The organism is Mariniflexile sp. (assembly GCF_052728615.1).
Genome location: NZ_JBFVFE010000088.1, coordinates 1 through 11,847, shown reverse-complemented (window position 1 = coordinate 11,847; position 11,847 = coordinate 1). Strand labels below are relative to the sequence as shown.

At 36.9% G+C, this 11,847-nt stretch carries 6 protein-coding genes; 5 read left to right on the top strand and 1 reads right to left on the bottom strand.

The features are described from left to right. Positions 1 to 301 precede the first annotated feature (301 nt). Positions 302 to 2,068, bottom strand: a complete 1,767-nt coding sequence (locus ACU1LP_RS18530) for an AMP-dependent synthetase/ligase (protein WP_445737018.1) — start codon at positions 2,066 to 2,068, stop codon at positions 302 to 304. Positions 2,069 to 2,276: 208 nt separating this feature from the next. Here ACU1LP_RS18530 and ppdK point away from each other — a divergent pair, with 208 nt between their 5' ends. The 5 genes from ppdK to ACU1LP_RS18505 all read left to right on the top strand — a co-directional run bounded on the left by ppdK (position 2,277) and on the right by ACU1LP_RS18505 (position 11,668). Next, on the top strand, positions 2,277 to 5,006 hold the full coding sequence (gene ppdK, locus ACU1LP_RS18525; protein WP_445737017.1) for a pyruvate, phosphate dikinase: 2,730 nt from the start codon (positions 2,277 to 2,279) through the stop codon (positions 5,004 to 5,006). A 190-nt stretch (positions 5,007 to 5,196) separates the two neighbouring features. Then, the gene (locus tag ACU1LP_RS18520; RefSeq protein WP_445737016.1) at positions 5,197 to 6,951 is read left to right on the top strand and encodes a chondroitinase-B domain-containing protein; all 1,755 of its coding nucleotides are present in this window, start codon (positions 5,197 to 5,199) and stop codon (positions 6,949 to 6,951) included. Between the two features lie 714 nt (positions 6,952 to 7,665). Continuing rightward, positions 7,666 to 9,891 carry a formate C-acetyltransferase gene (gene pflB / locus ACU1LP_RS18515; protein WP_445732075.1) on the top strand — a complete coding sequence of 742 codons (2,226 nt, stop codon included), beginning with the start codon at positions 7,666 to 7,668 and terminating at the stop codon, positions 9,889 to 9,891. A gap of 242 nt (positions 9,892 to 10,133) precedes the next feature. Further along, positions 10,134 to 10,856, top strand: coding sequence for a pyruvate formate-lyase-activating protein (pflA, locus tag ACU1LP_RS18510; RefSeq protein WP_445732074.1), 723 nt, complete (start codon positions 10,134 to 10,136; stop codon positions 10,854 to 10,856). Between the two features lie 32 nt (positions 10,857 to 10,888). Next, positions 10,889 to 11,668, top strand: a complete 780-nt coding sequence (locus ACU1LP_RS18505) for a formate/nitrite transporter family protein (RefSeq protein WP_445733763.1) — start codon at positions 10,889 to 10,891, stop codon at positions 11,666 to 11,668. Positions 11,669 to 11,847 lie beyond the last annotated feature (179 nt).

Genomic DNA, 11,847 nt, shown 5'->3' with positions numbered 1-11,847 from the left:
AAAATATTTCCATCACGAGCACGCCCAGTACGCCGCATAAGAGTTTTATACGAACTAATAGACTAAACGATTAATAAATGAATATAATACCATAAAATAACCATTCCAATAAGAAATCTACAATGCCCCCAGCAATACCTGCAACTAAGAAATTTTTTGTTTTCATTTTTTATAGTTTAAATGAGTTCACTATTAAAAATATGAAAAAAACGTGTAATTTTTAATTTTGGATGTGTTTTTTTGTTGAAAACATATTTAATAATCAAAGGGGCAAATACTTGATTGTTAATTTAATAGGGTTTCAAGGGCGATAGATTTTTTCAATAAGACTGGCATATTTCTCTTTTACAATCTTACGTCTTAATTTTAGGGTTGGGGTTAAATGTCCTTCTTCAATAGTCCAAACATCAGGTGTTATTTCAAATTTTTTGATTTGCTCCCAACTTCCAAAGTTGGTATTTGCCTTGTCAATTTCGCTTTGGATGCGCTCGTGCAACTCAGCGCTTTTAATGAGCTCTTCATTGGAACTGAAATTAACTTTATGGCGTCTTGCCCATTCTTTAACAAAGTCGAAATTAATTTGAATTAATGCTGCTGGCATTTTTTCGCCTTCACCAATGACCATTATTTGGTCTATAAAGCGCGATTGTTTAAATTGATTTTCTATAAGGGCCGGTGCCACATATTTCCCGCCAGAGGTTTTGAACATTTCTTTTTTACGATCGGTAATTTTTAAAAAGCCATCCGAATCAATTTCGCCAATATCGCCCGTATGGAAATAATTGCCCGTCATGACTTCGGCAGTTTTATCGGGTTCTTTATAATAGCCCATCATCACATTGGGGCCTTTAACCAAAATCTCGCCATCTTCGGCAATTTTAACTTCAACACCGTCAATCATTTTACCAACATATCCTATTTTCCAGCCGTTATTTCTTCTATCGCTGGCAGAAACACCAGGAGATGTTTCGGTAAGTCCATAACATTCCATTATGGGCATGTTGGCCGCGGCAAAAATGCGTCCTAAACGCGATTGCAGCGCAGCACTGCCCGATGCCATAAACACTATGTTGCCACCTAATGCTAGTTGCCATTTTTTAAAAATCAGTTTCCGTGCTATAGCTAGTTTAAGTTCATACCACCAGCCATTTTGTTTATAAGTCTCAAAATGACTTCCAACATCTACCGCCCAAAAAAACAGTATTTTTTTTATGCCAGTCAATTCAGCACCTTTAGCCATGATTTTATCGTACACTTTTTCTACCAGTCTGGGAACAACGGTCATAGTGGAAGGCTTTACTTCCTTAGCATTATCACCTATTTTATCCATGGCTTCGGCAAAATAAATTTCTATACTCGCATATTGGTATAGGTATAAAAAAACGCGTTCAAAAATATGGCAGATAGGTAAGAAACTTAAAGCTTTGTCGCCATGTTTTAATGGAAATCGGAGTTGGGCACCAAGCACATTAGATACAATGTTATCGTGCGAGAGCATAACGCCTTTAGGTGTGCCGGTAGTGCCAGAGGTGTAAATCAACGTCGCTAAATCGGTAGGTTTCACAGCATCTTTTCTAGACTCAACCAGTGCTTGGTTGCTGGTGTCTTTACCTAATTTTAAAACTTCGGACCAGTGTTTTTCTCCTTCAATGTCATCAAACGTATAAACTGCCTTTAATTTTGTTTCAGCTTTTATCGCATTTATTTTTTCAAGAACTTCTAAATCGGATACAAAACAATAGGTAGCTTCAGAATGGTTTAAAATATACTTATAATCTTCAGAGGAAATGGTTGGGTAAATAGGTACATTTTGGGCTCCGGTTTGCAGCACGCCAATATCTAAAACATTCCATTCCGTTCTATTGGTGGAAGATATAACGGCAATTTTATCATTTGGTTTCACATCCAAACGCAGCAAACCCCTACTAATGGCATTGGCTTGATCGATAAACTCTTGGGTAGAGGTAGATTTCCAAACACCATGATATTTGGTGTTGAATGCCTTTTCTAGTTTATGGTTTTTTAATTGATGATATGGAAAATCAAAAAGTTTAGTTATTTCTGCCATTAGTTTGCCTCGGTTTAGTTATTGCAAAGTATGAAAATAAATAGGATTTACAAATACATGGGCATATTCCACAACTTTATTTAATATGAATGGTAAAACAAGCGCTTTTATAATAACAAAAAAAAACCATGTTTATATGACATAAATCATTGAAATAAAACTTTTTAGAAACTAATTTCATAGCGTTAAAAGTTGAAAATTTAATATTATGGAAATCTTACAAGACGTAAAAGCAAGGGTGTATAGGTTTGGCAACAAGGTTGCCGACGGAAACAGCAAAATGAAAAATCTTTTAGGGGGCAAGGGCGCTAATTTGGCTGAAATGAGTGCTATTGGCATGCCGGTGCCTCCGGGATTTACAATCACTACTGAAGCCTGTACCGAGTATAATTTATTGGGACAAGACGCTGTGGTTGAAAGGATCAAAGCAGAAGTAGAAAGTGCTATAGCCAATATTGAATCGTTAATGGGAACTACTTTTGGCGATAAGGAAAACCCACTATTGGTGTCGGTACGTTCGGGTGCCAGGGTTTCCATGCCAGGAATGATGGATACCGTTTTGAATTTAGGTATCAATGATGATGTGGTTCTTGGATTGGTAAAAAAAACGAATAACGAGCAGTTTGCTTGGGATTCGTACCGCCGTTTTATTCAAATGTACGGTGGCGTTGTTTTGGGAATGAAGCCTGCTTCAAAAGAAGATATCGATCCTTTTGAGGAAATCATGGAACATCTCAAAGATAAAAGAGGAATTAAACTGGATACGGAATTTACCATTCAAGATTTAAAAGATCTTGTTTACGATTTTAAGGATGCCGTTAAAAAACAGACGGGACATAGTTTTCCAACCGATCCATGGGAGCAGCTTTGGGGCGCAATCATAGCCGTATTCAATAGTTGGAATGGCGACCGGGCGGTTTATTACAGAAACATGCATAATTATCCAGCCGATTGGGGAACGGCTGTAAACGTGCAGGCCATGGTGTACGGAAACATGGGCAACAATTCCGGTACGGGAGTTTGCTTTACGCGCGATGCCGGTACGGGCGAAAATGTGTTCAATGGCGAATATTTAATAAATGCACAAGGTGAAGATGTGGTGGCAGGTGTTAGAACGCCCCAACAAATTACCAAATTAGGCTCGCAACGTTGGGCGGAATTGGCGAAAGTTGAAGAAGCGGATAGAGCGGAAAATTACCCATCACTTGAAGAATTAATGCCAACGATATTTAAAGAGCTCGATTCCTATCAAAAAAAGCTTGAAAATCACTATTGCGACATGCAAGACATGGAGTTTACCATGCAAGATGGTAAACTTTGGATCTTACAGACCAGAAATGGCAAACGTACCGGTGCTGCCATGGTTAAAATAGCCATGGATTTATTAAAAGAAGGCAAGATTGATGAAAAAGAAACTTTATTAAGAATGCAGCCCAATAAATTGGACGAATTATTACATCCGGTTTTTGATACTTCTGCCTTAAAAAGAGCCCATGTTATTGCACAAGGGCTACCGGCTTCACCTGGAGCGGCCACTGGGAAAATCGTGTTTTTTGCCGATGAAGCCAATAAATTCAAAAACAGCATTTTAGTGCGTATTGAAACATCGCCCGAAGATTTAGAGGGCATGAACATTGCCAAAGGTATTTTAACAGCGCGAGGCGGTATGACATCGCATGCCGCAGTGGTTGCCAGAGGCATGGGTAAAAGTTGTATTTCTGGTGCAGGGGCATTAAAAATCAATTATAAAACCAGAACGCTCACTGTGGATGGCCACGAGTATCATGAAGGCGATTGGATATCATTAAACGGTTCTACAGGAAATATCTTTGAAGGGAAAGTAGAAACCGTGGAGCCCGAATTAAGCGGAGAGTTTGGAGAAATAATGACATTGTCCGATAAGTACGCTATAATGAAAGTAAGGACCAATGCAGATACACCAAAAGATGCAAAAATTGCTAGAAACTTTGGGGCGCAAGGTATTGGATTAACACGAACAGAGCACATGTTTTTTGAAGTTGACAGAATTAAGGCCATGCGCGAAATGATTTTGGCAGATACCGTTAAAGGCAGAAAACAAGCTTTACAAGATTTATTGCCTATGCAACGTAGCGATTTTGAGGGCATTTTTGAAGCTATGCAAGGATTCCCCGTTACCATCCGTTTATTGGATCCGCCCTTGCACGAGTTTGTGCCCCATCAATTGGCAACCCAAAAAGAACTTGCCGATGAGATGCATATTTCATTACAGGCCGTTAAAAATAAGGTGGCGGAATTAGAGGAGTTTAACCCCATGTTGGGGCACAGGGGTTGCAGATTGGGCAATACCTACCCGGAAATTACAGAAATGCAAACCAGAGCTATTATTGAAGCGGCCATTAATTTAAAAGCTAAAGGCATTGTCTGTATTCCTGAAATTATGGTGCCCTTGGTTGGTACCGTTAAGGAGTTTGAATATCAAGAACAAATAATAAGAAGTACCGCAGCCAAAATTTTTGAGGAACGCAATGATACAGTGGAGTTTTTGGTTGGAACCATGATTGAAATTCCCCGAGCTGCTTTAATGGCAGATAAAATTGCAGAACTTGCGGATTTCTTTTCTTTTGGGACCAACGATTTAACGCAAATGACTTTTGGTTATTCCAGAGATGATGCCGGTAAATTCCTGCCAATTTATATTGAAAAAGGGATTTTGAAAGTCGATCCTTTTGAAGTGTTGGATCAAGAAGGTGTGGGCCAATTGGTTAAAATGGGGACCGAGCGGGGTAGAAGTGTAAAACAACATTTAAAAGTTGGTATTTGTGGCGAACATGGTGGCGAACCAAGCTCTGTAGAGTTCTTTTATAACACAGGTATGGATTATGTAAGTTGCTCCCCTTATAGAGTGCCCATTGCACGCTTGGTTTCTGCACAGGCAGCTATAAAAGCAACTGTGTAAAATTATTTTTGAATTAGCCATTGATGAACTGAATTTCAAGGTTTACAGTTTTTTTGTACAGAATAGTGTTATTTTATTTTATTAGCATGTTTGTTTTATTTTAGTATCTTTGGTTTGTCAAATTGGTTATCCAATTTGGTAAACCAATTGATATTAATACTGTTAAATCAATAAAAAACACTTAAAATTCATGAAAAAAATCGCTAGTTATTTCTTGTTGCTTGTTTTGTTTTTAGGAAATATTCTGCAAGCACAAACCGTAACAGTTACCAATAAAACGGATTTGAATACCCAAATCAATAATGCAGTTGCTGGTAAAACTATCATATTGGCTAATTCTGGTGTATGGACAGATGTTCAGCTTAATTTTGCTAAAACCGGTACAGCCGCAAACCCAATAACCATTAAGGCAGAAACTTTGGGAGGTGTTACTTTTACAGGTAAATCATATATTAGAATGGGTGGTTCTTATATCGTGATTGATGGAATTGTTTTTGCAAACCCTTCAAATATAGATACAGGTCGCCCAGTTATTGAATTCAGAGGTAATAGTACAGATTGTAATAATTGTAAAGTAACCAATATCAAGATTGATTCCTACAATGGAACTGAAGCTCAAAAGACCCAAACTTATAAATGGGTGTTAATAGAAGGGCAATATAATGAAATTAGCTATTGTTCATTTATTGGAAAGTATGGTGTTGGTAGTATTATTAATGATAACAGAAATGATAATAACCCAGATTATTCTAAAATACACCATAATTATTTTGCCGATAGAACACCAATTAATGTAGTGAATGATGATAACGATCAGGATGCCATTAGAATTGGTAATAGCGCAACATCTTTATCAGATTCCTTTACTGAAGTTTATGACAATTATTTTTACAATTTTGTAGGTGAAATTGAGATAATTTCTAATAAAAGTGGAAGCAATAAGTACTATAATAATACATTCGCAGATTATTCAGGCGCATTAACTTTGAGACATGGCGATAATTGTGAAGTTTTTAATAACTTCTTTTTAGCAAATGGTCACTCATTTAGTGGAGGTGTTCGGGTAATGGGTGAAAACCATAAAATTTACAATAATTATGTTGAAGGCACCGTAGCTAAGTACCCAAATAATTCGTCAACCAGCGGTCTTGCAGGTATTAATATTCATAATGGTATATTAAATAGCCCCTTAAATGGATATTACCAAGTAAAAAATGCGACCATTGTAAATAACACCTTTGTAAATTGCGATTTAGGTATTAGAGTTGGTGCCACATTTAATTCTACTCAAAATCAGCCGCCCCAAAATGTGGTAATTGCTAATAATATCATGTATCAAAATACTGAAAGAGCAATTCAAGTAACAACGCAGTTAACGGGTGCTTCTTCAAAGTATGAGAATAATATAAAACAAAACGGCACATTCGATTCATTCGGGTCTGTAACTGCAACAGGTAACATCAACGTTACTTCAGGTTTGCTAACTTCCGGAACTGATTTTTACAGAATTGCTAGTGGAAGTGCGGCTGTAGATTATGGATTGGGCACTTACTCTTTTTTGACCAAAGACATTACAGGAGGCTCTAGACCAGCTAATTTTGATGCTGGAGCCGAAGAGTTAAATTCGGGAGGTACTTTTACGCCTTATAAAATTTCAGATGTTGGGACTATTGTTGGTTTTGGAGGAAGCTTAACTTTAAGTGTTTCTAATGAAAATTTAAAATCTGAAAGTCTAAAGCTTTACCCAAACCCAGTTAATGGAAATTATTTGAACGTTTCATTAAAAAACAAACCATTGGGGCACATTAAGATTATAAATATGCTTGGAAAAACTGTAATGGAAAGCGTTATAGATAATACATCTGGAAAAATAAACGTAAGTAGTTTATCCAATGGAATTTATATATTAAAAGTACAAGGTGTTTCAAAACTTTTTGTTAAATAAATCGCGATACCAAGGTTCCATACAGGGCAACGCTTTTAGGGACTTAATGATCTTTGTGGTCCCGATCCATCGGAAGAGCCTCCCCACAATAGCGCATGTAGTTGATATTCGATTGCTTTATGTCAAATTCAGGTTGTTCAGTGAAAGAAAACGGGAAAACAACTTTGGCACCTGGAAAGGAACTTATTTTTACATTAAAACCATGATCATGTTGCTTTTTCCATCATCTATGTCCCTTTAGGGACAAAATATGGGTCACACCAATATTCAGTTTTAAAGTCGTGCCTTTGGGTACGACAGATGTGATCTATGTCCCTTTAGGGACAAAATATGGGTAGTAGCTATCTTTATAAAAAATGCGTTTAACGGCATTTTCATCTTCTTGGGAAAAAAATAAACAGGAAATAGAAGAATAAACGCTATCAAAAAAATAGGTCTTCAAGATGCTATATTTAATCATTAAACAACTTCTACTAAAAGAATCATTTTTAGGCACGTCTGTAATTTCTTAATGTATTCTTATCAAAGTAGCGTTTAAATACAGACTATCAATTAGAAAGGAAAGGGTCATTCATAAAAAAATGCAATTCAAACGTTTTCGTGAAATCAACTAAATTTAAAAAACAGATTTTGATGACATTTGTCAGTTTTACAACTAAGTTTAGGGTTTATTTTTGCACACTTAAAATGAACAAGGATAATACATATAAACAGATGAAAACTAAAATTTTTAATACAGGTATTTGGAGTGAGGCGATAAACTTAAGAGACTTTGTTACAAAAAATATTACCCCATACCACGGAACACACGATTTTTTGGTCGGGCCGAGCAAAAAAACAAAAAAATTATGGGAAATATGCAAACAAGGTACTAAAGAAGAAAGACAACGACATGGGGTCCGCTCAGTAGATACCGATGTTGTTTCTGGAATCAACGCGTTTAAAGCGGGTTATATTGATAAAGAAAATGAAGTTATTGTTGGTTTGCAAACCGATGAACTTTTAAAAAGAGCCATGAAACCTTTTGGAGGATTTAAAGTGGTTGAAAAAGCATTGTCTGAACATGGCCTAAAACCAAACGACCAGCTTTCAAATTTATTCAATAAATATGTAAAATCACATAACGATGGTGTTTTTGATGCTTATACCGATGAAATCAAAAAATTCCGTTCGTTAGGATATTTAACAGGTTTACCGGACAATTATGCACGTGGACGGATTATTGGCGACTACCGTAGAATTGCATTGTACGGAGTTACACGTTTAATTGAAGCAAAAACACAGGATTTAGCGGGTATTACCGGCCCCATGACCGATAAAGTGATCCGTTTGCGTGAAGAAGTTTCAGAGCAAATTAAAGCTTTGAAAGAAATGATTGAAATGGGTAAAGCGTATGGTTTGGATTTATCCCGTCCTGCTGAAAATGCCCAAGAAGCTGTGCAATGGACCTATATGGCTTATTTAGCCGCTGTAAAAGAACAGGATGGTGCAGCCATGTCTTTAGGGAATGTGTCATCATTCTTGGACATTTATATTGAAAATGATTTAATCGAAGGCACCATCACCGAAGTTGAAGCCCAGGAATACATCGATCAATTTGTTATGAAATTGCGTATGGTGCGCCATTTGCGTATGGAAGCTTACGATGAAATTTTTGCGGGCGACCCAACTTGGGTAACAGAAGCTATTGGAGGTATGTTGGCCGACGGAAGAACTAAAGTGACAAAAACATCCTTCCGGTTTTTACATACATTATACAATTTAGGGGCTTCACCAGAACCGAACATTACTATTTTGTGGTCTGAAAACTTACCTCAAAACTTTAAAAATTATTGTGCCAAAGTGTCTATTGACACCTCTTCAATCCAGTTTGAAAACGATGATTTAATGCGTTCAAAACGAGGTTCTGACGATTACGGAATTGCCTGTTGCGTATCTTACCAAGAATTGGGAAAATCAATTCAGTTCTTTGGTGCCCGTACCAATTTGGCCAAAACCTTATTGTTAGCTTTAAACGGGGGGCGTTGTGAGTTTACAGGAACACAAATGGTTGATGGCATTCCCGTTTATACCGATGAATATCTGGATTTTGATAAAGTCATGGCCAACTTTAAAATAGCCATGAAAGAAGTGGCCAGAGTGTACAACGATTCCATGAACATTATACACTATATGCACGATAAATACTATTATGAAAAAGCGCAAATGGCATTAATTGATACCAGTCCAAGTATCAATATTGCTTACGGAATCGCCGGTTTATCCATTGTTGCCGATTCATTATCGGCCATAAAATATGCGAAAGTAAAACCAATTAGAAATGAAGAAGGCTTGACGGTTGATTTTCAAATTGAAGGCGAATTCCCCATGTATGGAAATGATGATGATAGAGTAGATTTTTTAGCACGGAATGCGGTTGCAGAATTCAATAACGTATTAAAACAATTGCCTGTTTACAAAGATGCCGAAGTTACCATGTCCGTTTTAACCATTACGTCAAACGTAGCGTACGGAAAAAAAACGGGAGCAACGCCAGATGGCAGAGCGCAAGGAATTCCTTTTGCACCCGGAGCAAACCCCATGCATGGTCGCGATTGTAATGGTGCCATTGCTTCATTAAATTCCGTTTCAAAAATAAATTATGACGATTCCAAAGATGGTATTTCAAATACATTCTCAATTGTGCCAAAATCGTTAGGAGCAGATGAAGAAGAACAAATCGAGAATTTAGCAACCACATTGGACGGCTATTTTTCAAGAAATGCGCAACATTTAAATGTGAATGTTCTAAACAAGGAAATGCTGCTGGAAGCTATGGAAAACCCAGATGCATATCCTCAATTAACCATTCGTGTATCAGGATACGCCGTAAACTTTGTTAGGTTAACCAGAGAACAACAATTGGAGGTTATTACACGTTCGTTCCACGAATCCATGTAATCCCAATAAAACTTAAGTACAAGACAAAATTTTAAATAAGAAGTTCAAATCATTAAAAATGAGCTCCTAAATAATTCCTCCCCTTTTTTTAAGGGGAGAGCTTGTGCCGAATTTTCGGTATGCCGATAGGCTGAGGGGTCAATAACAGAAGCAGTTTAAATGTCAGCTTACTATTTTTGGCATGTACTGAAAAATAAAACACTAAAAAGAAAATCATCAAAACAGAAGAAAACACATTGCGCGTGCATTCCATAGAATCCTTTGGAACCCATGACGGTCCGGGAATCCGTTGGGTAGTTTTTTTACAAGGTTGCAAGCTAAAATGTTTGTATTGCCATAATCCAGATTCTATTGAAACTTCAGGCGGAACAGAATACGCTATTGAAGAACTTGTTGAAATGGCGCTTAAAATGAAGCCTTATTTTGGAAAAAAGGGAGGCGTAACCGTATCTGGCGGCGAACCATTATTACAGGCCAAAGAATTAATCCCTTTTTTCAAAAGGTTAAAGGAAGAAGGTATCCATACCAATATTGATACCAACGGAAGAATTTTAAATAGTTTTTCAAAAGAACTTTTAGATGATTATGCCGATTTGGTAATGCTCGACATAAAGCACATGACCGAGGAAGGGTATTTAGCATTAACTGGCATGAGTTGCAAAGAAACAACATTCAGTTTCGCAGCTCACCGGGAAGCTTCGGGTAAAAATATGTGGTTGCGCTATGTTTTAATTCCGGGAATAACCAATACACCTGAATTATTACATGCCATGGGAAAATATTTTAGGGATTACAATACCATTGAACAAATAGAAATTCAACCCTATCATAAACTAGGTATCCATAAATGGGCTGCTTTAGGATGGGAGTACCAATTAAAAGATGCCAGGGAGAACACACCCGAAGAATTGATAGCAGCATCAAATATTCTAAAAAAATATTTTAAAAAAGTGAAGATAAATTGAAAATATTGTTTTAGCCACCTATATAAAATAGTATGAATACCCCAAAGGAAGTTGTAGAAATAGTTAACACTTTAGCGCAAACTAAGGGTCAATATAAAATAAATAAAACATTGATCCTTGCTTTTTTGGCGGGCGCTTATGTTGCATTTGGCGGATTGTTGTCTATTATTGTTGGAGGCGGTTCGCCAGGAATAGCTGTTGAAAACCCTGGAATAACCAAATTCCTATTTGGTGCCACCTTTCCACTTGGACTCATTTTGGTTGTAATAGTGGGCGCAGAACTTTTTACTGGCAACAATGCTTATTTTATGCCTAATGTTTTAAATAAAAAGCAAGGTATAAGAACGGTACTCAAAAACTGGGGACTGGTATATGTTGGAAATTTTGTCGGTGCTATTTTTGTAGCGTATGTTATTACACATTTAACCCACATTGTTAGTGCTTCGCCTTATATGGATTCAGTTCAACAAGTGGCACTGACAAAAACAAGCCATTCGTTTTTAGTAACTTTTCTTAAAGGTATTGGAGCCAATTGGTTGGTTTGTCTGGCTGTTTGGCAAGGTATGGCAGCAAAAGAAACTGCGGGAAAAATTTTTGCTATTTGGTTACCGGTCATGGCTTTTGTAACGATGGGTTTTGAACATAGTATTGCTAATATGTATTTTATTCCATTGGCTATTTTTGAAGGCGTTGATATAACTTGGACCACCTTTATAGTAAAAAATTTAATTCCGGCAACCTTAGGGAATATTGTAGGTGGCGGCGTTTTTGTAGGGATGTTTTATGGCTATTTGTTTGGTGGAGACAAGTGAGATTTTAATGCTAAAAATAGATTTTAAGTAGATGACAAAAATTTAATTTAGTTCAAATTTTTATATAATTAACCACTACTAACCGACAAAACTGAAATTTCGACAATAAATCTCCTTTATCCCTTGCAAACACAAGGGTTGTTTTGAGAAACAAAAAACCCACCTCCCTATATTTCAGA